The sequence below is a fragment of the Polynucleobacter duraquae genome (genome assembly GCF_000973625.1).
GTDB classification, from domain to species: domain Bacteria; phylum Pseudomonadota; class Gammaproteobacteria; order Burkholderiales; family Burkholderiaceae; genus Polynucleobacter; species Polynucleobacter duraquae.
The window spans coordinates 526,869-546,701 of record NZ_CP007501.1; the positions used below are offsets into that span (position 1 = coordinate 526,869).

The 19,833-nt window shown below is 47.1% G+C and carries 18 protein-coding genes; 9 read left to right on the forward strand and 9 right to left on the reverse strand.

What is annotated here, in order from left to right; genetic code table 11:
- Positions 1 to 5 precede the first annotated feature (5 nt).
- The 3 genes from frc (CL55_RS02820) to CL55_RS02830 all read left to right on the forward strand — a co-directional run bounded on the left by frc (CL55_RS02820) (position 6) and on the right by CL55_RS02830 (position 3,679).
- Positions 6 to 1,256, forward strand: coding sequence for a formyl-CoA transferase (frc, locus tag CL55_RS02820; RefSeq protein ID WP_046329772.1), 1,251 nt, complete (start codon positions 6 to 8; stop codon positions 1,254 to 1,256).
- A gap of 241 nt (positions 1,257 to 1,497) precedes the next feature.
- Positions 1,498 to 2,745 (forward strand): formyl-CoA transferase, encoded by a 1,248-nt coding sequence (gene frc, locus CL55_RS02825; protein ID WP_046329773.1) that lies wholly within the window; start codon positions 1,498 to 1,500, stop codon positions 2,743 to 2,745.
- Between the two features lies 1 nt (position 2,746).
- On the forward strand, positions 2,747 to 3,679 hold the full coding sequence (locus CL55_RS02830) for a methionyl-tRNA formyltransferase (RefSeq protein WP_046329774.1): 933 nt from the start codon (positions 2,747 to 2,749) through the stop codon (positions 3,677 to 3,679).
- A gap of 28 nt (positions 3,680 to 3,707) precedes the next feature.
- Here CL55_RS02830 and panC read toward each other — a convergent pair whose 3' ends face one another.
- The 4 genes from panC to metG all read right to left on the reverse strand — a co-directional run bounded on the left by panC (position 3,708) and on the right by metG (position 7,440).
- On the reverse strand, positions 3,708 to 4,559 hold the full coding sequence (gene panC, locus CL55_RS02835; RefSeq protein WP_046329775.1) for a pantoate--beta-alanine ligase: 852 nt from the start codon (positions 4,557 to 4,559) through the stop codon (positions 3,708 to 3,710).
- Entirely contained in the window at positions 4,556 to 5,353 is a 798-nt protein-coding gene (locus CL55_RS02840) for a segregation and condensation protein A (protein ID WP_237150549.1), read from the reverse strand. Before CL55_RS02840 ends, panC begins: the two co-directional genes overlap by 4 nt.
- Before the next feature lie 76 nt (positions 5,354 to 5,429).
- Positions 5,430 to 5,621 carry a DUF3460 family protein gene (locus CL55_RS02845; protein ID WP_418054929.1) on the reverse strand — a complete coding sequence of 64 codons (192 nt, stop codon included), beginning with the start codon at positions 5,619 to 5,621 and terminating at the stop codon, positions 5,430 to 5,432.
- Between the two features lie 148 nt (positions 5,622 to 5,769).
- A complete protein-coding gene (metG, locus tag CL55_RS02850) occupies positions 5,770 to 7,440 on the reverse strand; it encodes a methionine--tRNA ligase (RefSeq protein WP_082091881.1) in 1,671 nt (556 codons plus the stop codon).
- A gap of 134 nt (positions 7,441 to 7,574) precedes the next feature.
- Between metG and CL55_RS02855 the strand changes: the two genes are divergently transcribed.
- From CL55_RS02855 to CL55_RS02865, 3 genes are read left to right on the forward strand one after another with little or no spacing between them, the layout of a single operon-like run.
- Positions 7,575 to 8,417, forward strand: a complete 843-nt coding sequence (locus CL55_RS02855) for a formate dehydrogenase accessory sulfurtransferase FdhD (protein WP_046331110.1) — start codon at positions 7,575 to 7,577, stop codon at positions 8,415 to 8,417.
- A gap of 41 nt (positions 8,418 to 8,458) precedes the next feature.
- Entirely contained in the window at positions 8,459 to 9,025 is a 567-nt protein-coding gene (gene dcd / locus CL55_RS02860) for a dCTP deaminase (RefSeq protein WP_046329777.1), read from the forward strand.
- A gap of 48 nt (positions 9,026 to 9,073) precedes the next feature.
- Positions 9,074 to 11,341, forward strand: a complete 2,268-nt coding sequence (locus tag CL55_RS02865) for an arginine/lysine/ornithine decarboxylase (RefSeq protein ID WP_046329778.1) — start codon at positions 9,074 to 9,076, stop codon at positions 11,339 to 11,341.
- A gap of 40 nt (positions 11,342 to 11,381) precedes the next feature.
- Here the strand turns inward: CL55_RS02865 and CL55_RS02870 are convergent, their stop codons facing one another.
- The 3 genes from CL55_RS02870 to argH are packed head-to-tail and all read right to left on the reverse strand — an operon-like array spanning position 11,382 to position 14,886.
- Positions 11,382 to 12,914, reverse strand: coding sequence for a TRAP transporter large permease (locus CL55_RS02870; protein ID WP_052728738.1), 1,533 nt, complete (start codon positions 12,912 to 12,914; stop codon positions 11,382 to 11,384).
- On the reverse strand, positions 12,911 to 13,462 hold the full coding sequence (locus CL55_RS02875; protein WP_046329779.1) for a TRAP transporter small permease subunit: 552 nt from the start codon (positions 13,460 to 13,462) through the stop codon (positions 12,911 to 12,913). The genes CL55_RS02870 and CL55_RS02875 overlap by 4 nt, the downstream gene beginning before the upstream one ends.
- Before the next feature lie 5 nt (positions 13,463 to 13,467).
- Positions 13,468 to 14,886 (reverse strand): argininosuccinate lyase, encoded by a 1,419-nt coding sequence (gene argH / locus CL55_RS02880; protein WP_046329780.1) that lies wholly within the window; start codon positions 14,884 to 14,886, stop codon positions 13,468 to 13,470.
- 43 nt (positions 14,887 to 14,929) lie between these two features.
- On the opposite strand from argH, the gene hemC reads away from it, so the two are divergent.
- Complete coding sequence (gene hemC / locus CL55_RS02885; RefSeq protein WP_046329781.1) at positions 14,930 to 15,910, forward strand: hydroxymethylbilane synthase; 981 nt, start codon at positions 14,930 to 14,932, stop codon at positions 15,908 to 15,910.
- Between the two features lie 35 nt (positions 15,911 to 15,945).
- The gene (locus CL55_RS02890; RefSeq protein ID WP_046329782.1) at positions 15,946 to 16,755 is read left to right on the forward strand and encodes a uroporphyrinogen-III synthase; all 810 of its coding nucleotides are present in this window, start codon (positions 15,946 to 15,948) and stop codon (positions 16,753 to 16,755) included.
- Here the strand turns inward: CL55_RS02890 and CL55_RS02895 are convergent.
- Together CL55_RS02895 and CL55_RS02900 are read right to left on the reverse strand one after the other, a co-directional pair.
- Positions 16,752 to 17,324, reverse strand: coding sequence for a chorismate--pyruvate lyase family protein (locus CL55_RS02895; protein WP_052728739.1), 573 nt, complete (start codon positions 17,322 to 17,324; stop codon positions 16,752 to 16,754). The genes CL55_RS02890 and CL55_RS02895 overlap by 4 nt on opposite strands.
- Positions 17,325 to 17,326: 2 nt before the next feature.
- Positions 17,327 to 18,898, reverse strand: a complete 1,572-nt coding sequence (locus CL55_RS02900; RefSeq protein ID WP_046329783.1) for a DEAD/DEAH box helicase — start codon at positions 18,896 to 18,898, stop codon at positions 17,327 to 17,329.
- A gap of 252 nt (positions 18,899 to 19,150) precedes the next feature.
- Here CL55_RS02900 and leuE point away from each other — a divergent pair, with 252 nt between their 5' ends.
- Positions 19,151 to 19,819, forward strand: a complete 669-nt coding sequence (gene leuE / locus CL55_RS02905) for a leucine efflux protein LeuE (protein WP_046329784.1) — start codon at positions 19,151 to 19,153, stop codon at positions 19,817 to 19,819.
- Positions 19,820 to 19,833: the final 14 nt, after the last annotated feature.

Below are 19,833 nucleotides of genomic sequence, written 5' to 3' on the forward strand. Positions count from 1 at the left end.
CAAACATGACTAAACCATTAGACGGCATTCGCATCATCGATTTCACACACGTACAAGCAGGTCCTGCATGTACTCAGTTGTTGGCTTGGTACGGTGCTGACGTAATTAAAGTTGAGCGTCCAGGTTCTGGCGACGTTACTCGTAGCCAGTTGCGCGATATTCCAGGTGCAGATGCTTTGTACTTCACTATGTTGAACGGTAACAAGCGTTCATTAACTTTGGATACTAAGACTCAAGAAGGTAAAGAAGTTTTAGAGAAGATGATCAAGACTTCCGATGTCATGGTTGAGAACTTTGGTCCAGGCGCTTTGGATCGCATGGGTTTTAGCTGGGCGCGCATTCAAGAATTGAATCCAAAGATGATCATGGCTTCTGTAAAAGGCTTTAGCGATGGTCACTCATACGAAGACTTAAAGGTTTATGAGAACGTTGCTCAGTGTGCTGGTGGCGCCGCTTCTACAACTGGTTTCTGGGATGGTCCTCCAACAGTTTCTGCTGCTGCTTTGGGCGATAGCAACACTGGTATGCACTTGGCAATTGGTATTTTGACTGCATTGATGCAGCGTCAAAAAACTGGCAAGGGTCAAAAAGTTTCTTGCTCAATGCAAGATGCCGTATTGAACTTGTGCCGCGTGAAGTTGCGCGATCAACAGCGTTTGGACAAAGTTGGTTACCTTGAAGAGTATCCACAGTACCCGCACGGTACATTCACTGACGTAGTTCCACGTGGCGGTAACGCTGGTGGTGGCGGTCAGCCAGGTTGGGTATTGAAGTGTAAGGGTTGGGAAACAGATCCAAACGCCTACATTTACTTCACTATTCAAGGTCATGCTTGGGAGCCAATTACTAAAGCTTTGGGCAAGCCAGAGTGGGCAACTGATCCAGCGTACATGACTGCAGAAGCGCGTCAAGATAAGATTTTTGATATCTTCGCAACAATCGAAGAGTGGCTTAAGGACAAGACTAAGTACGAAGCTGTGGACATCCTCCGTAAGTTCGACATCCCTTGCGCACCAGTGCTGTCAATGAAGGAATTGGCTGCATCACCTGACTTGCGTAAGAGTGGTTCTATTGTTGAAGTGGACCACAAAGTACGTGGTAAGTATTTGACTATCGGTAGCCCAATCAAGTTCTCTGATTTGGAAATCGAAGTGGGTCCATCACCAGTATTGGGTGAACATACGAATGAAGTATTGGCTGACCTCGGCTATAGCGCTGACGACATCGCTAAGTTGCACGCAGCAAAAGCAGTTTAATAACGATTAGTAGTACTCGTTTTAACTTGAAAGGCGCTCCATGTGGGCGCCTTTTTTACGCATTATCGGTAACAAAGCTCCTTTGCTCGATCATGAAAAAGTCCAAAGTCTGCAGTCAAATGGCTATTCTTGGGCATTAATAGCAAGGATGCCTAATAAATAGGCATCCCGTATTGCGCCAAAATCCGGCGCTGGTAAAATTGCGCCAATTAAAAATTTTATTCTTATTAGGACTTCAATCATGGCAAAAGCATTAGAAGGGGTCAAGGTTCTTGACTTCACGCACGTTCAATCTGGTCCCACTTGTACTCAGCTACTCGCTTGGTTCGGTGCCGATGTAATCAAAGTAGAAAAATCTGGTGAGGGCGATGCTACTCGTGGCCAATTGCGCGACATCCCGGATGCAGATAGTTTGTATTTCACAATGTTGAACCATAATAAGCGCTCAATCACTGTGAATACCAAAACTCCAAAAGGCAAGGAAATTCTGGAGCGCTTAATTAAAGAGTGTGATGTTCTGGTTGAGAACTTTGCCCCTGGCGCATTAGATCGTATGGGTTTTTCTTGGGAGCGCATTCAGGAACTCAATCCAATGATGATCATGGCCTCGGTTAAAGGTTTTGGTCCTGGCCCTTACGAGGACTGTAAGGTCTACGAGAACGTCGCTCAGTGTGCTGGCGGTTCAGCATCGACCACAGGTTTTGATGATGGCCCGCCAATGGTGACTGGTGCGCAGATTGGCGATAGCGGTACTGGATTACATTTAGCTTTGGGTATCGTTACAGCGCTCTATCAGCGCACACACTCCGGCCGTGGTCAAAAAGTATTGGCAGCAATGCAAGATGCCGTATTGAATTTATGCCGCGTGAAGCTGCGTGATCAACAGCGCTTAGAGCGTAATGGCTTGATGCAAGAGTACCCACAATTCCCTAATGGAGAGTTTGGTGACTCTGTACCTCGCGCTGGTAACGCCTCTGGTGGTGGTCAACCAGGCTGGATTGTGAAATGTAAAGGTTGGGAAACAGACCCAAACTCCTATATGTACGTTATCGTGCAAGGGCCAGTTTGGGAGGCAGTCTGTAAAGTGATTGGTCGTGAGGATTGGATTACGGATGTGCGTTTTGCGTCCCCAATGGCTCGGCTCCCACATTTGATGGAAATCTTTGGTGAAATTGAAAAGTGGACCATGACTAAGACTAAGTTTGAAGTCATGGATATTTTGAATAAATACGACATTCCATGCGGTCCAATTTTGTCAATGAAAGAAATTGCGGAAGAGCCCGCATTGCGTGCGACCGGAACTGTGGTTGAGGTGGATCATCCAATTCGTGGCAAGTACCTTACTGTAGGTAATCCAATCAAGATGTCTGATAGCCCAACTGATGTGACGCGTTCACCATTATTAGGTGAGCATACTGATGAAATTCTGAGTGAACTAGGCTATTCAACCGACGAGCTGATTGCTCTGCGCCACGATAAGGTGATCTAAGATGCGGGTTGCGCTAATTGGTAGTGCTGATTTTGGTAAGGCAGCCCTAGAGGCTTTTTTGGATCGCGGTGATGAAATTGTTGCCGTCTTTTGTCCACCTGATAATCCGAAATCGACTAAGCCTGAAGTGCTGAAAGAGGCAGCGATTGCAAGGGGCTTAACCCCTTTGCAATTCGCCACTCTGAAAGGCCCTGATGCAGCGCAAGCGATGATTGAAAGCAAGGCTGATATCTGCGTCATGGCATATGTGTTGCAGTTCGTGCCCCAAGAGCTTTGCAAGATTCCAAAGCATGGAACTATTCAGTACCACCCTTCTTTATTGCCTAAGTACCGAGGTCCTAGCGCCATTAACTGGGCGATTGCTTTGGGCGAAGATAAAACTGGCCTCACTATTTTCCGTCCGTCTGATGGTTTGGATGAAGGCGAGGTGATCTTGCAAAAAGAGGTTGTGATTAGGCCTAATGACACTTTGGGTAAGGTGTATTTTGATCATCTTTTTCCAGTTGGAATCAAAGCATTACTTGAAGCTGCAGATCTCGTGATTGCTAATCAGCATCAAGAAGTTGCCCAAGATGAATCGCTGGCAAATTATGAAGGTTGGTTTGGTATTGATGCAGCTCAAATTCATTGGGCTACACATATCAATCAGATCTACAACTTGATTCGTGCATCTAATCCAGCCCCCGGTGCTTGGACTAAATTTGGCGAACAAAAAGTGCAGATCTACGATTGTCATAAGCACATAGTAGCTACCTTTGGTGCCGTTAAAGGCAAGCCTGGTGAAATTACCCAAATTACTCTGGACTCATTCTTCGTTGCCTGTCATGGCGGACAAATCGAAGTTCTTAAAGCAAAAGGCGCAGCAGGAAAAGTAACGGGTGCAGAATTAGTTAAAGAGTTGAACTTAGAAGTGGGTCAGTTCTTCACGCTGTAAATCGCATTACAAATCTAATCCTTGGAAATTAGATTTCTAGGTTATCAATCAAGCGCGTTTTACCTAGCTTGGCAGCCGTCAGAATCACGAGCGGCTCGTCAGCTTGCAAACTTTCATTTGAGGCTGGGGCTAAATCGCTTTGCTGACGTATGGCAATGTAATCTGGTTGCCAGCCGCGGCCAGTGAGAATATCTACTGCAAGTTTTTCAATCTGGATTAGTGAGTGCGTATTACGCTCACTCAGATCCAACACGCGCGTACGAACTTCCTTCAAGACTTTTTGAAGTTCGGGTGCCTCTAGACGTTCTTCGATAGAGAGATAGCCATTGCGAGAGGAGAGGGCAAGACCGTCTTCGGCGCGAATGGTTTCCCCTGGGATGATGTCAACTGGGAGGGTGAACTGTTTTGCCATCTGACGAATAATCATCAGTTGCTGGTAATCTTTTTTGCCGAAGACTGCTACTTTGGGTTGTACGCAAGATAGAAGCTTAAGCACAACAGTGCAAACACCTTTAAAGAAGCCAGGGCGGAATTCACCTTCTAGGATGTCTCCAAGCTGTTGAGGCGGATCTACACGGTATTCTTGAGGCTGTGGATATAGATCGCGCTCAGTGGGCGCAAACAAGATATACACACCTTCTTTTTCAAGCTTATCAATATCCGCCTGCATAGTGCGCGGATAGCTATCAAAATCTTCATTTGGACCAAACTGTAGGCGGTTCACAAAGATACTGGCAACTACTGGATCACCATGTTGCCTAGCAAGACGCATCAGTGATAAGTGACCTTCATGGAGATTGCCCATGGTTGGCACAAAGGACGCACGATTTTGACCGCGCAAATGGTCGCGCAGCTCTTGTATATCGCTAATAATTTTCATGCAACAGGGGTATAGGCAAGGCGAACGTAGATTGGAGCGTATGGCTCTGCTTGGGTAATTTCAACTAAAGCCTCGCGTGAGAGCTCTAGCATCGCAATGAAGTTCACGATGACGACCGGAATACCTTTACCAGATTTGATGGCATCTTCAAATAGCTCGCCAAACTCGACAAAGCGTGTGTTTTGTAAGCGACGCAAGATGCGCGTCATGAAATCGCGAACAGATAATTCTTCACGGGTAATAGTATGGTGTTGATTCAGTTTTGCGCGATGAAGCACATCACGCCAAGCCATCTGTAGGTCATCTTGATTAACCTCAGGCCAAGTCACTGCAATAGTGGTGTCGACATAACCATGGGCAACTTGAAAATCACGCCCTTGTTGTGGAATTTGGTCAAGCTCTTGTGCAGCCAGTTTCATGCGCTCGTATTCTAGGAGGCGACGAACCAATTCTGCACGAGGATCTTCAACCTCTTCATCGCTATCAGCCTTCTTCATTGGAAGTAGCATGCGAGATTTAATCTCGATCAACATGGCCGCCATTAAAAGATATTCGGCAGCAAGTTCTAAGTTGTGATGACGGATTTGATCGATGTAGCTCAGATACTGCTGAGTTACCTGTGCCATTGGAATATCAAGTACGTTGAAGTTCTGTTTACGAATCAAATAGAGTAGAAGATCGAGTGGACCTTCAAATGCCTCTAGAAAAACTTCTAGAGCATCAGGCGGAATATAGAGATCTGTCGGAAGCTTAAATAGCGGCTCACCATAGAGTTTGGCGAATGCCGAAGACATCCCATCAGTCACCGACGGTGTGCTGTCAAGCAATTCGGTTTGAATGCTTGGCTCTGCCCCTAAGCCACTACCTGAGTTAGTCATTCGAATACACGTAAGCGCGTTGCTTTAATTTAGCTGCCTTAGCGCGACGTTGATCTTCAATAGTCAAAGGCTCTTTATCCCAAAGGAGGGCACGACCAGCTTGCTGACCTGCTTCGAGCTGTGGTTTCTCGGATTTGAGCTCATTTAAGAACTGGGTGAATTCAGATGTATACCTAGCCATCATATTTCCTAAAATTCTTATTTAATTCAATAACTTACAAAAAATTACTGCGAAGCAATGTATTGCCTAGTTCATCATTATTAACGATTTTTCCTACAAACCTGCCGGCTTTTTGACTCATTCTTAAAAATTAGCTCTTTTGGGGTCATTTTTATAGGTTTGCTGCCAATAAAGCCTCGATTTGAGGCGCTTCAACGCGCGTCATGAGGTGTTTATAGGGTTTGATCGGATTTTGGCTGGAAAGAGGTGTTTTAACGTCATTCCAAGTCATTGCTGGTACAGAGAGGAAGTCCTCAACCCCAGCTGTAACTTCTGGCAGTACTGGTTTGAGGTAAAGACTTAATAAGCGGAATGCCTCTAAAGTGACGCTGCAAACTCTTTGCAAGTCAGGCTCGCGCTCAGGATCCTTGGCGATTTCCCAAGGCTTATTTTCATCAACAAAAGCGTTGACCTTGTCAGCTAGTTCCATGATGGTGCGCAATGCCTTGGCGTACTCACGAGCTTCATATAGCTCAGCAATTTTTTCACTGGCAGATGCAATATCAGCAAGCAATGGGTTGTTCATTGCCCCATCAGAAACTACACCGCCAAAACGCTTGACCAAGAAACCAGCACTGCGACTGGCGATGTTGATGTACTTACCCAGTAGGTCGCTATTCACGCGTGCAACAAAGTCTTGAAGATTCAAATCCAAATCTTCCATGCTGTCATTCAGTTTGGTTGCAAAGTAATAGCGGAACCATTCAGGGTTAAACCCAGATTCAATGACGCTGTGTGCAGAAATTAAAGTGCCACGTGACTTACTCATCTTCTCGCCATCAACCGTGAGGAAGCCATGAGCAAACACATTGGTTGGCGTGCGGTAACCTGCAAAGTGCAGAGTTGCCGGCCAAAAGAGTGTATGGAAATACAGAATATCTTTACCGATGAAGTGATACTGCTCGGTGGTCGTATCTGGCCTGACCCACTCCTCAAAGTTCAAGCCTTTGCTCTCGCAGTAATTGAGGAAACTGGCGTAATAGCCAATCGGTGCATCAAGCCACACGTAAAAATATTTGCCGGGAGCATCCGGAATCTCAAAGCCAAAGTAGGGGGCGTCACGGGAGATATCCCAGTCACCTAAATTACTGTCTCCAGGCTGCCCAACCCATTCCTTCATTTTATTGCGAGCTTCAGGTTGCAGTGGGGTTCTTACCTGAGTCCAGTCACGCAAGAAGGTTTCGCAGCGGGGATCGGATAACTTAAAGAAGTAATGATCGGAAACTTTTTTAATTGGTGTTGCACCGCTCACTACTGAGAACGGGTTTTTTAAATCTGTTGGGGAATAGGTTGCTCCACACTTTTCGCAAGAGTCGCCGTACTGATCTTTTGCGCCACACTTGGGGCACTCGCCTTTGATAAAGCGATCTGGCAAGAACATTTCTTTAACGGGATCGTATGCTTGCTCAATCGAGCGCATTTCAATTAAGCCAGCATCACGTAACTTGAGATAGATGCTTTGAGACAGCTTTTTATTCTCAGGGCTATCAGTGGTGTAGTAGTTATCAAACGAGATTAAGAAATCATCAAAGTCGCGCTTATGTTCTTTCCAAACATTGGCAATGAGCTCTTTCGGGGTGAGACCCTCTTTTTCAGCGCGCAACATAATCGGAGTGCCGTGGGTGTCATCAGCGCCAACATAGTGCACTTCGTGACCACGCATTCTCTGGAAGCGAACCCAAATATCTGTTTGAACATACTCCACTAAATGCCCAATGTGAATCTGGCCATTGGCGTAAGGTAAGGCGGAGGTAACTAGCAAGCGACGTTTGGGGCTACTCATGCGGACTTAAATAGAAAAGTGATAACAAATGGCAATACAAGATTATGGGGCTTGGAGGCCTGTTTAAGCACTAATTTTAGTCTGCGGTTAAAGTTAACACCGATTTGAACCTATTCAAGAGGCGTTTTATGGCTTTGCCCCACAACATTCAGATGTCTCATGCCTCCGTGCCCTTGGTGCACGAGGTGCGGGTCATGGATGAGGCAGGGCGCATCAAGACCACCCATATCCCTGGGGAACGGCCTTTAACCATTTACTTGGATAAGCGGGAAGTAGTCACTCTAATGACCTTGGGGAGTGCACCTGAGGCCCTAGTTCTGGGCTATTTGCGTAATCAACGCCTAGTAGAGTCACCAGACGATATTGCGAGCATTCAGGTGGATTGGGAAACTGATTCAGCTGCAGTCAAAACTCATCGCAGCACGGTCGACATCGATGCCCTCACTAGTAAGCGCGTTGTAACAACCGGCTGTGGCCAGGGCACCATGTTTGGTGGCTTGATGGAGGAGATGGCAGAGATCAGATTGCCGGATGGCCCGCAGTTAACCCAAGAGGCAATCGTTGATCTGATTGATAGCATTCGGGTTCATGACACCATCTATAAAAAATCTGGCTCAGTTCACGCTTGCGCCGTATTTGAGCGTGACGGCAACAATAATGTACGCCTCCTCCATTTTATTGAGGATGTTGGGCGTCACAATGCCGTTGACTCAATCTCTGGGCTGATGTGGTTGGCAGATAAGCCAGGCAAAGACCTGATCTTCTTTACTACTGGACGCCTCACCTCTGAGATGGTGATTAAAGGCGCTCAGATGGGCATTCCTTTCTTGATGACCCGCTCTGGCATGACCTTAATGGGCTTGGAGCTGGCTCGCAAAACCAATCTCACACTGCTATCTCGTTGTTCCGGTAAGCATTTTGAGATCTTCAATGCCCCTGAGAGGGTGATTTTTACCTCTCCACCTGCCGCCTCATAAATTCGTGGGCATCTGGCCTGTGATGGTTTTACAATTCGGCCATGACTATTAAATCTGACCACTGGATCCGCCGTATGGGCGAGCAAGGCATGATCAGCCCATTTGAACCTGGGCAGGTCCGCCACGATGCCGCCGGGCAAAAAATTGTGAGCTATGGCACTTCAAGCTATGGCTATGACATTCGTTGTGCTGATGAGTTCAAGATTTTCACGAACATTAACAGCACGATCGTGGATCCTAAGAATTTCGATGAACAATCGTTTGTCGATTTTAAGGGCCCAGTTTGCATCATTCCACCAAACTCTTTCGCATTAGCAAGAACAGTTGAGTACTTCAAGATCCCGCGTAGCGTCTTAACGGTGTGCGTTGGCAAGAGTACGTATGCACGTTGCGGAATTATTGTGAATGTCACTCCATTTGAGCCTGAATGGGAGGGTTACGTCACACTCGAGTTTTCTAATACGACCCCATTGCCTGCAAAGATTTATGCTGGCGAAGGATGCGCACAAGTTCTGTTCTTTGAAAGCGATGAAGTGTGTGGCATATCGTACAAAGATCGTGGTGGTAAGTATCAAGGCCAAGTCGGCGTTACTCTGCCAAAGGCTTAATCTGCTTAATCTGCTTAATCGCTGTATTGGCGACTTTAAAGGGTACACATGAAATTTCGTTTTCCAATCATCATTATTGATGAGGACTTTCGCTCTGAAAATATTTCAGGTTCGGGTATTCGTGACTTAGCGGAAGCGATTGAAAACGAAGGCATGGAGGTGATTGGCTTAACTAGCTATGGAGATCTCACATCCTTTGCCCAGCAGGCCTCCCGTGCCTCTAGTTTTATTGTGTCGATCGATGATGAGGAGTTTGTCTCTGACTCTGAAGATCATGATTTACCTGCATTAAATAATTTGCGTGCTTTTATTACTGAAGTACGTAAACGTAACGAAGATATCCCCATCTTCTTATATGGCGAGACGCGTACTTCACGCCATATGCCAAATGACATTTTGCGCGAATTGCATGGCTTTATTCATATGAATGAAGATACGCCAGAGTTTGTAGCGCGCCACATTATTCGTGAGGCTAAGGTATACCTTGATTCATTAGCGCCCCCATTCTTCCGCGCCTTAACTAATTACGCCTCTGAAGGTTCTTATTCTTGGCATTGCCCAGGGCACTCTGGTGGCGTCGCTTTCTTGAAGAGTCCAGTAGGAAGAATGTTCCATCAATTCTTTGGTGAGAACATGCTGCGCGCTGACGTCTGTAACGCTGTAGAAGAATTAGGTCAGTTACTAGACCACACTGGCCCTGTCTTGCAAAGTGAGCGTAATGCTGCGCGTATCTTTAACGCTGATCATTTGTTCTTTGTGACAAACGGCACATCGACATCCAATAAGATTGTTTGGCACTCTACCGTTGCCCCTGGTGATGTAGTACTGGTAGACCGCAACTGCCATAAGTCGGTAATTCATTCGATCACGATGATGGGCGCGATTCCGATCTTCCTGATGCCAACGCGTAATCACCTCGGCATTATTGGCCCGATTCCTAAAGAAGAGTTTGAGTGGAAAAATATCAAGAAGAAAATTGATGCCAACCCCTTCATTAAGGATAAGAACGTGGTGCCTCGGGTCATGACGCTTACGCAAAGTACTTATGACGGCATCGTTTACAACGTTGAGATGATTAAAGACATGCTCGATGGCAAAGTCGATTCATTGCATTTTGATGAAGCTTGGTTGCCACATGCTGCATTTCATCCTTTCTACAAAGACATGCATGCCATTGGGTCGGATCGTAAACGTACTAAAAAGAGTTTGATGTTTGCAACCCAATCGACCCATAAGTTATTGGCTGGTCTCTCACAAGCTTCGCAGGTATTGGTACAGGACGCAGAGGATACAAAGCTTGATCGTGATTGCTTCAATGAAGCCTATTTGATGCATACCTCTACTAGCCCGCAGTACGCCATTATTGCTTCTTGCGATGTGTCTGCTGCCATGATGGAATCTCCTGGCGGCACTACGCTCGTTGAAGAATCTATTGCTGAGGCAATGGACTTCCGTCGCGCGATGCGTGAGGTAGATGATAAGTTCGGCGCAGATTGGTGGTTTAAGGTTTGGGGTCCAGATCATCTGGCTGAAGAGGGTATTGGTGAGCGCTCTGATTGGATCTTAGAGCCATCTGCTGCCTGGCATGACTTTGGCAAACTGGCTAAAGACTTCAATATGCTGGACCCAATTAAGGCTACGGTGGTAACGCCGGGATTAGATATTGAGGGTAACTTTGGCTCCATGGGCATTCCGGCAAGTATTGTTACTAAGTACTTGGCTGAGCACGGCGTGATCGTAGAGAAGTGCGGTTTGTATTCCTTCTTCATCATGTTCACCATCGGTATCACCAAGGGTCGCTGGAATACTTTGGTAACTGAGCTACAGCAGTTTAAAGACCACTTTGATAAGAACGCTCCGCTTTGGAAAGTGTTGCCAGAGTTTGTTGCCAAGCACCCTCGCTATGAGCGCGTCGGCCTCAAAGATATTTGCCAGCAGATTCATGAGTTCTATAAGAGCCGCAACGTTGCCCGTATGACTACGGAGATGTACACCTCAGATATGGTGCCAGCAATGATGCCTTCAGAAGCTTGGGCAAAGATGGCGCACAAAAAAGTAGATCGTGTTCCCTTGGATCAACTTGAAGATCGCATTACTGCAATGTTGGTAACGCCATATCCACCAGGCATTCCATTATTGATTCCGGGTGAGCGCTTCAACAAACGCATCATTGATTATCTCTACTTTGCTCGTGACTTCAATGCGCAATTCCCAGGCTTTGAGACTGATATTCATGGCTTAGTAAAGGGTGACGTCAATGGAAGTACCGAGTACTACGTTGATTGCGTAAGACAAGAGCCAGATATCACTTTGTAATTGAGATCTGCTTAATAAAAAACCACCTACGGGTGGTTTTTTATTTGCCTGGCTTATCTAGCTGAAAGATAACCGGCGCATCTTCATCAACTTTGCTTGGCAATGAGTCTGGTTTAACTTCTTCACTGCCTGTGAAATTAAAGTCTTGGCTTTGTACTACTGCCGCAGGCTTATCTAGCAGGGTGGTGACTAAGGCTGGGAATGCCGCAACCACCACAACCATGATCAGCTGCAGAACAACCCAAGGTAAAGCGCCCCAGTAGATATCGCTGCTCTTGACCTCTTTTGGCGCAACGCCACGTAAATAGAACAAGGCAAATCCAAAAGGCGGATGCATAAATGAGGTTTGCATGTTCACGCAGAGCATTACGCCGAACCACACTAGAGCAGCACTAGCTGCTGCTTGGGGATTGCCGTTCATGGAGGCGAGCAGCACTGGTCCAAGTAGTTTGACGGCGACTGGCGCAAGCAGTGGCACCACGATGAAAGCGATTTCGAAGAAGTCCAAGAAGAATGCCAAGAAGAAAACAAACAGATTCACAGCAACTAAGAATCCAATCCAGCCTCCCGGCAAATCAGAAAATAACTCTTCTACCCAGTGACCACCATCAACTCCTTGAAAGACAACCGAGAAACAGGTGGAGCCAATTAAGATAAAAACCACCATCGTAGTAATGCGCATGGTGTTTTGGTAAGCCTCTTGAATTAATCCTTTGAGATTAGGAATGCTGGCCCTGCGTATCCAAGCTAAGAGCAAAGCGCCCATCGCGCCCATGGCGCCAGATTCCGTTGGCGTTGCGATGCCAGTCATGATGGTTCCCAGTACCAAGAAAATCAGCACTGCCGAGGGAATGATCCCCATGAGACATTTTTTCCAGAGCGCCCAGCCCTTGAGTGTGAGTTCGCTTTCAGGAGCCGCAGGTAGGTAGTCGGGTCTAAAGCGAGAGAGGAAGAATGTGTATAGAGCAAAAAGACCAATTTGCAGGAGTGAAGGACCCCAAGCGCCCAGATACATGCTGCCCACATCGGCGCTGCCACTCTGGGTTTTTAACTGGTCAGCTAGGACAATCAGAACCAAGGAGGGCGGCACTAGCTGGGTAATGGTCCCAGAGGCCGCTAAAACGCCTGTAGCGTAGCGCATGTTATAGCCATAACGCATCATCACAGGTAGGGAGATCATTGCCATGGCGATCACCTGAGCGGCTACTGTGCCGGTAATTGCCCCCAAAATAAATCCCACAATGATGATGGAGTAGCCAAGCCCACCCCGAATGCGTCCAAAGAGCTGACCCATGGAGTCCAACATTTCTTCTGCAAGACCGCAGCGTTCCAAGATGGCGCCCATGAAGGTGAAGAAGGGGATTGCTAGAAGTAGGTCGTTAGCAAGAACGCTACCAAAGATGCGCTGAGGAATGGCTTGCAAAAACGGCATGCCAAAGAAATTCTCAGCAATTGCAATGCCAGCAAAAAATAATCCCGCAGCCATTAAAGAAAAAGCCACCGGAAAACCGATCAACATAAACACAATCAGCCCACCAAACATGAGCGGCGGCATCCATTCAAGTGGAATCATTGCATGGGCTTTTCATAATGGAGATCAGCGGCGGGTAATGTTGCTTTGCCTTTGAGGATGCCAATACGTTTGATGATTTCTGATAGGCCTTGGAGGCTCAGCATAAAGAAACCAAAAGGCACAACAAATTTAATGGGGTAGCGCAACAAGCCGCCTGCGTTAAGTGAATGTTCTGAGACCAACCATGAGGGGTAAAACAAAGTTGTCCAAGATAGCCAGACGAACAATAAGCAAGCGGGCAATAAAAAAACAATCAAACCAAAAAGGTCTATATAAAGACGTCCGCGATCAGAAAGCTGTGAGTAAATGAGATCGACTCGAACATGTTCATTGCGCTTAAGGGTGTATGCAGCTCCCAGCATGACAGCGGCAGCAAATAAATACCACTGTAATTCTAGTGGCCAGTTATTACTGATATCTAGACTGTAGCGAACCAGGGCATTAGCGGCTGATACTACGCAAGATAGCAAGATCATGATGCCGGCTACCTTGCCCAGAAATTGATTTAAGCGGTCAATCCCTGTTGAGAGCGTTCCCCAAAAGCCCATGCGGATTAGAGATCTGCGCGACCCCGTTTAATTGCAGCAAGCACTTGGGCTGGAGCGGTACCGCCAGCATGTTGACGAGAATTCACGGAGCCATCCACAGTCAGTAAGGCAAACACATCATCACCCATGAGCTCAGGACGGTTATCTAAGCCACAAGCAAAACGCAATTCAGAGAGTGATAAGTCGGTGAGCATGCAGTTGCGGCCTACACAGGCTTTCACTGCATGAGCTACTGCTTCGTGAGCATCACGGAAAGCTAAGCCTTTTTTAACTAAGTAATCAGCTAAGTCAGTAGCAGTTGCGAAGCCTTCTTCAGCGGCGGCTTTCATCACATCGGCCTTAACCTGAATATGGGGGACCATATCAGCAAAGATGCGCAAGGTATCTTGTACGGTATCTACCGCATCAAACAAGGGCTCTTTGTCTTCTTGGTTATCCTTGTTATAGGCTAATGGCTGACTCTTCATTAAAGTTAATAAAGAGATCAAATCACCGTAGACGCGACCAGTTTTGCCGCGTGCTAATTCCGGTACATCTGGATTCTTTTTCTGCGGCATGATCGAGCTACCGGTACAGAATCGATCTGGCAAATCAATAAAGCCAAAGCGTGGGCTCAGCCACAGTACCAACTCTTCAGACAAGCGGGAAACGTGCATCATCAGGATAGATGCAAAGGCGCAAAACTCAATTGCAAAGTCACGATCAGATACCGCATCAAGAGAGTTGTTGCAGATACCGTCAAAACCTAAAATCTTGGCAACCTGCTCGCGATCGATGGGGTAAGTTGTTCCGGCTAAAGCGGCTGCACCAAGTGGTAAACGATTAAAGCGAGCACGCAGATCAGCCAAACGGCTCGCATCGCGACTAAACATTTCGTAATAGGCCATTAAGTGATGACCAAAAGTAATTGGTTGGGCCACTTGTAGATGAGTGTGGCCAGGCATGATCGTCGCAGCATGAGTCTCAGCGAGGTTCAGCAAAGCACTACGTAGGGTTTTGAGGGTGGCTGCGATTTCATCAACACTGCCACGCAACCATAAGCGTAAATCAGTAGCCACCTGGTCATTACGCGAGCGACCAGTATGAAGACGCTTTCCAGCATCGCCAACTAACTCAGTCAGGCGAGCCTCGATATTCAGATGCACATCTTCCAGCGCTAGTTGCCACTTAAATTCCCCGGCTTCGATTTCGGCTTTGATCTGGGCCATACCCTTTTGAATATCCGCTAAGTCCTGAGCGCCGATAATCTTTTGAGTAGCTAGCATTTCAGCGTGGGCTAAAGATCCTGCGATATCGACCAAGGCAAATCGTTGATCAAAGCCAATAGAGGCGGTATAACGTTGAACTAGTTCGTCAACAGGTTCGTTAAACCGAGCCGACCAAGCTTGGGCTTTGTTGGAGAGGGAATTTTTGGATGAGCTCATAAACGCAGTATATTGATGTAAATCTTTAATTATTTTAAATGCTATGTCCCAAACACCTATTTTTAGCCCTATAGCCTCCAACTCTGGTACTCCTGAGCGCCTTGTAATTGCCACCCGTGAGAGTCGTCTCGCTATGTGGCAGGCTGAACACGTCCGAGATTGCCTTAAAAAGCTCTATCCGGCATGCGATGTACAGATCCTGGGTATGACTACCCGAGGAGATCAAATACTGGATAAAGCCCTTTCTAAGGTAGGTGGCAAGGGCTTATTTGTAAAAGAACTCGAGACTGCCCTAGAAGATGGTCGGGCAGATTTGGCGGTGCATTCTTTGAAAGACGTTCCCATGGTCATGCCAGAGGGCTTTGATCTGTCCTGTGTCATGGTGCGGGAAGATGCCCATGATGCATTTGTTTCTAATGACTATGCTAGTTTGGAAGATTTGCCAAAGGGTGCGGTAGTGGGCACTTCAAGTTTGCGACGAGAATCTGTTCTGAGATCCAGATTTCCGCATTTGGTGATTCAGCCCTTGAGGGGAAATTTAGATACCCGTATGGGTAAGCTCGATCGTGGCGAGTATCAGGCAATCATTTTGGCGGCAGCAGGTCTCAAGCGATTAGGTTTAGGAAGCCGCATTCGGGCTCTACTGCCGATTGATCCTTACACGCCGGCTGCGGGACAAGGCGCTCTTGGTATCGAAACCTTGGCTCAGCATCCCAGAATTAGAGAGTGGCTTGCCCCTTTGAACGATTTGCCAACACTCTTTGCGGTGACTGCTGAACGCATGGTGTCGCGTCAATTAGGTGGATCTTGTGAAGTACCTTTGGCTGCATATGCCACTTGGGACAAAGATCATATGAATATCCGCTCATTTGTAGCTAGTGTCGATGGCACTGCAAGTTGCTTGGCTAGCGCCCAAGGTGCCGTCAAGAGCTTGGAAGATGCAGAGGCTTTGGGTCTCTTGGTTGCACAAGACCTCATTGCTCAAGGTGCTGAGCGTTTATTGCCTAATGGCCTGCCTAAGTAAAAGTTGATAAGCAAGACCTATTAGACAAGTTGCGGATGAGCAATAAGACCATTGTTATCACCCGCCCCAGTGGGCAGGCGCGTCAGTTGTCAGAGGCGCTTCAGCTGAGTTTACGCAATAGCGGCTTTACTCCCGAATCTGCCCCCAAGATCATTTCTTTACCCTTACTGACTATTGCCCCAAAGGACGATGATCTTTTGGTGGGACAGATTGGTACAGCTCTAAAGACTGCAGACCTAGCCATTTTTGTTAGTCCGAATGCCATTGAATGCACGATGCGTTTATTGGAGCGCCCCTGGAAAGCGTTATCTAACAAGCCTGTACCAATTGGGGTGATGGGTGGTAGCAGCATGGCAGCTCTCAAAAATCATGGCATTGGTCTTGAGGCTAATCCCGCAAAAGTCATTCTTCCTCAGAATAATATGCAGTGGGATTCTGAGGGCTTATGGACCGAATTGCAGAATCTACACTGGAATTGGCCCACTAAAAAAGTGATTATCTTTAAAGGTGAGGGCGGGCGCGATTGGCTTGCCGACACTCTAAAAAATGCTGGCGCGCAAGTTGAAGCATTCTCAGTCTATGCCCGCGTTCCTTTAGATCTTAATAGTTCGGCCTGGAATGAAATTCATAAGATGGAGTTTGCTAATTCGTTTTGGATTCTGACTTCATCGGAGGCAGTCAGGTATTTAGGTCAAGCTAAACTGCCGCTTGCTCTCGCTACAGCTGTTTGCTCACACCATAATATTGCCGCTGCGGCTGAACAAATCGGCTTTGGTGAAGTGACTACTTGTGAGCCTGGGGATGAGGCTTTAATTGCCGCATCGCAGGTCTGGCTAGCTAACTAATTATTGGGATAGTTAAGAAGGGCTGGCAGAAAAACTTCACTCACTAAGAGTGGACGCCCTTTTAGTTGATACAAGGTCCTTCTTGCCCAGCTGACCGCTGGCAACTTTTGATATTGCTGAAAACATTTTTTCCATAGGATGTTTCGTTTATCAAGGCGAGCAATTTCTCTGAGAGGCTTCTTTTTGGAGCGCATCCGTGTTTTAGCAAAAAGCACCGCACCTAATGGTTTCTTTCCTAAGCGCAGAACTTCATGGTTACTACCGCTCGAGCTTCTACCAGGAATAATACTGTTGGCCATCACTAGTGGCATGCCGTTTGCGCAAAGCAGTACCTCTCGAATGCGACAGCGTTTGATATTGAAATGAAAATAGCGACTCTCGTCGCTATTGAGGTTTTGACGGCAATCACGCAAAACTACTACCTCTAGTTTTTGTCCGATTGCACGTTCAATTTTTTGGGTTAAAGAGCCGGTATCGCTAAGCCAAGACTGCCACTGACGTGGCGCTTGATGCAATTCACCGGAATCGACTCGATTCCATGAAGAACGGAGGCGACGACGGTGAATCATTTTTAGTTACCGCTAAAGCTTCTGCGTTGACCGCCAGTTTTGGGTTTAGCAAAACGTGGACCAGCAGACGGACGTGAGTCACCAGAGCGATTACCACCGGCTGGGCGTGAGTCGCCAGAACGCGTAGGGCGTGAATCAGCAAAACGATTACCACCAGCAGGACGTGAGTCACCAGATGGACGGGAGTCACCAGCAGGACGGGAATCACTAGAGCGAGATTCGAAATGATTGCCTGAGCGATTACCACCGCCTCCGCCACCAGAACGAGACTCTGAGCGAGCACCAGAACCATAACGACCACCACCGCCACCAGAGCGATTACCGCCACCAAAGCCACCACCAGAGCGACCGCCGCCTGGACGACCGCCACCACCACCAAAGCTAGGCTTAGCTTGTGGCTCGAGGCCAGCGATCACTGAAGCAACGATATCTTGCTGTGTAAAGCGTTCGATATTACGAATTTTGGCGCGATCACGATGTTCAACCAAAGTGATAGCAACACCATTACGACCAGCGCGACCTGTACGACCGATACGGTGCGTGTAGTCTTCTGGTTTCATTGGCAGGCCAAAGTTAATCACGTGGCTAATACGTGGTACATCAATACCGCGAGCTGCTACGTCAGTTGCAACCAAGATCTTGGTATGACCTTTGCGGAGTGACTCAAGACGACGCATACGTACTGCCTGAGGCATGGCACCATGTAAGGCGCTAGCTTCGTAGCCATTAGCACGCAAGGTGTCAGCAATTTTTTCACTTTCAATTTGAGTGCTTGCAAACACAACCGCTTGATCTAAAGAGGCATCAGCCAAAATGTGCTCGAGCAATTTATGCTTGTGTGACATGCTGTCAGCCCAGTGTAGCTTTTGTTCAATGTTCGCGTGCTTCTCACCAGCATGAGCCAGTTCAATACGCTTAGCATTAGTAGTTAACTCATTAGCTAAAGACATAATCTTTGGCGCAAAAGTTGCAGAGAACATCAAAGTTTGGGTGCGACTAGCGCAACGCTTATCAATTGCCTCGAGATCATCAGCAAATCCCATGTCGAGCATGCGATCGGCTTCGTCAATTACAAGTTGCTTTACATCATCTAGGCGAATTGCTTTGCTGTCGGTCAGATCAAGTAAGCGACCAGGAGTTGCAACAACTAACAATGCGCCTTTCAGTGCTTGGATTTGCTTGCCGTAAGGCATGCCACCCATGACGGTTGCAATACGAATGCCTTTCATGCCGCGAACTAAGTTCACTGCATCAGCGGCAACTTGTTGAGCTAATTCACGAGTAGGGCAGAGCACGAGTACTTTAGGCTGTGCGCGACCTGGTACAGGTGAACCATTTGGATTGTCCTCAATGAGTTGATTAATCAAAGGCAATAAGAAGGCTGCGGTTTTACCGCTACCAGTTTGGCTACTGACCAATAAATCACCACCAGCGAGAGCAGCAGGAATAACCTGAGCTTGCACTTCAGTGGCTTGGGTATAACCCAATTCAGCAACGTTTTTAAGGAGTGGCGCCGCTAGGGCGAAATTCTGGAATTCTGTTCCAGTAGGAATGGTTTCTTTAGAAAAAGTCATGCTATTACACATCCCGTTAGTGGGATGTCTCCGTGTATACACTCTCTGTTTTTTTATTGAGTGTGATGGTCAAAGGCATCGACCATCAGACAGGCGGCAGCGCGTTTTGTAAATTCGGTGTCTATGACTTCTAAACGGTACGCTGAAATATAGCTGGGGGGCGATGAATCAAATTGCTTTAAAAAGCCTCTTATTATGACATTTTAAGAGGGTGATTACAAGGGTTTTCCCGAATTTAATTATGATTAGGTGATGAATTGGTTTATTACGCCCTCAAGCGTGGGCATTATTGATTTCCCTGCATACCTTGTGGGTGTCATTTTTACGATCCTATTTCCCGGCCCAAATTCCCTGTATGTGTTGGCGATTGCTGCGGTTAAGGGATGGCGCGCTGGTGCGTGGGCATCCGTAGGTATTTTTATTGGCGATGCTATCTTGATGATCGGCATCGCCTTAGGTGCTGCAACTTTACTTAACTCATCGCCATCCACATTCAATATCTTGCGTTTGCTTGGCGCCGCTTATTTAGCGTGGATGGGGTACGGTTTTATTCGGAGTGGCCTGGCGCGTTGGCACGGCACTAAAGCACTGGTATCAAGAGATAGTCAGTCTCATTACTTAAGTACCCTACATCCAGCAATAGCTGCACTGACTTTATCTTTAACTAATCCGAAGGCAATCTTTTTCTTTGTCTCATTCTTTGCGCAGTTTATTCAACCGGAGTATGCGCATCCAGTGCATACCTTTTTATACCTAGCTCTGGTATTGCAAATAGTGAGCATGACCTACTTGATCAGCCTCATCTGTGCTGGGCAATTTTTTCTCAGCTTCTTTAATCGTCACCCTCATTACGCCGCAGCTCTTTGGTTTCTAGTTGGAGCTCTGCTAATTGGCTTTGCTGGAAAGCTACTACTCTATTAACAAATTTTGATGAG

What these genes read in the sequence shown, in the direction of transcription:
- frc (WP_046329772.1), top strand. Translation starts at nt 6, where the DNA reads ATGACTAAACCATTAGACGGCATTCGCATCATCGATTTCACACACGTA.
- frc (WP_046329773.1), top strand. Translation starts at nt 1,498, where the DNA reads ATGGCAAAAGCATTAGAAGGGGTCAAGGTTCTTGACTTCACGCACGTT.
- CL55_RS02830 (WP_046329774.1), top strand. Translation starts at nt 2,747, where the DNA reads ATGCGGGTTGCGCTAATTGGTAGTGCTGATTTTGGTAAGGCAGCCCTA.
- panC (WP_046329775.1), bottom strand. Translation starts at nt 4,559, where the DNA reads ATGAAAATTATTAGCGATATACAAGAGCTGCGCGACCATTTGCGCGGT.
- CL55_RS02840 (WP_237150549.1), bottom strand. Translation starts at nt 5,353, where the DNA reads ATGTCTTCGGCATTCGCCAAACTCTATGGTGAGCCGCTATTTAAGCTT.
- CL55_RS02845 (WP_418054929.1), bottom strand. Translation starts at nt 5,621, where the DNA reads ATGATGGCTAGGTATACATCTGAATTCACCCAGTTCTTAAATGAGCTC.
- metG (WP_082091881.1), bottom strand. Translation starts at nt 7,440, where the DNA reads ATGAGTAGCCCCAAACGTCGCTTGCTAGTTACCTCCGCCTTACCTTAC.
- dcd (WP_046329777.1), top strand. Translation starts at nt 8,459, where the DNA reads ATGACTATTAAATCTGACCACTGGATCCGCCGTATGGGCGAGCAAGGC.
- CL55_RS02865 (WP_046329778.1), top strand. Translation starts at nt 9,074, where the DNA reads ATGAAATTTCGTTTTCCAATCATCATTATTGATGAGGACTTTCGCTCT.
- CL55_RS02870 (WP_052728738.1), bottom strand. Translation starts at nt 12,914, where the DNA reads ATGATTCCACTTGAATGGATGCCGCCGCTCATGTTTGGTGGGCTGATT.
- CL55_RS02875 (WP_046329779.1), bottom strand. Translation starts at nt 13,462, where the DNA reads ATGGGCTTTTGGGGAACGCTCTCAACAGGGATTGACCGCTTAAATCAA.
- argH (WP_046329780.1), bottom strand. Translation starts at nt 14,886, where the DNA reads ATGAGCTCATCCAAAAATTCCCTCTCCAACAAAGCCCAAGCTTGGTCG.
- hemC (WP_046329781.1), top strand. Translation starts at nt 14,930, where the DNA reads ATGTCCCAAACACCTATTTTTAGCCCTATAGCCTCCAACTCTGGTACT.
- CL55_RS02890 (WP_046329782.1), top strand. Translation starts at nt 15,946, where the DNA reads ATGAGCAATAAGACCATTGTTATCACCCGCCCCAGTGGGCAGGCGCGT.
- CL55_RS02895 (WP_052728739.1), bottom strand. Translation starts at nt 17,324, where the DNA reads ATGATTCACCGTCGTCGCCTCCGTTCTTCATGGAATCGAGTCGATTCC.
- CL55_RS02900 (WP_046329783.1), bottom strand. Translation starts at nt 18,898, where the DNA reads ATGACTTTTTCTAAAGAAACCATTCCTACTGGAACAGAATTCCAGAAT.
- leuE (WP_046329784.1), top strand. Translation starts at nt 19,151, where the DNA reads ATGAATTGGTTTATTACGCCCTCAAGCGTGGGCATTATTGATTTCCCT.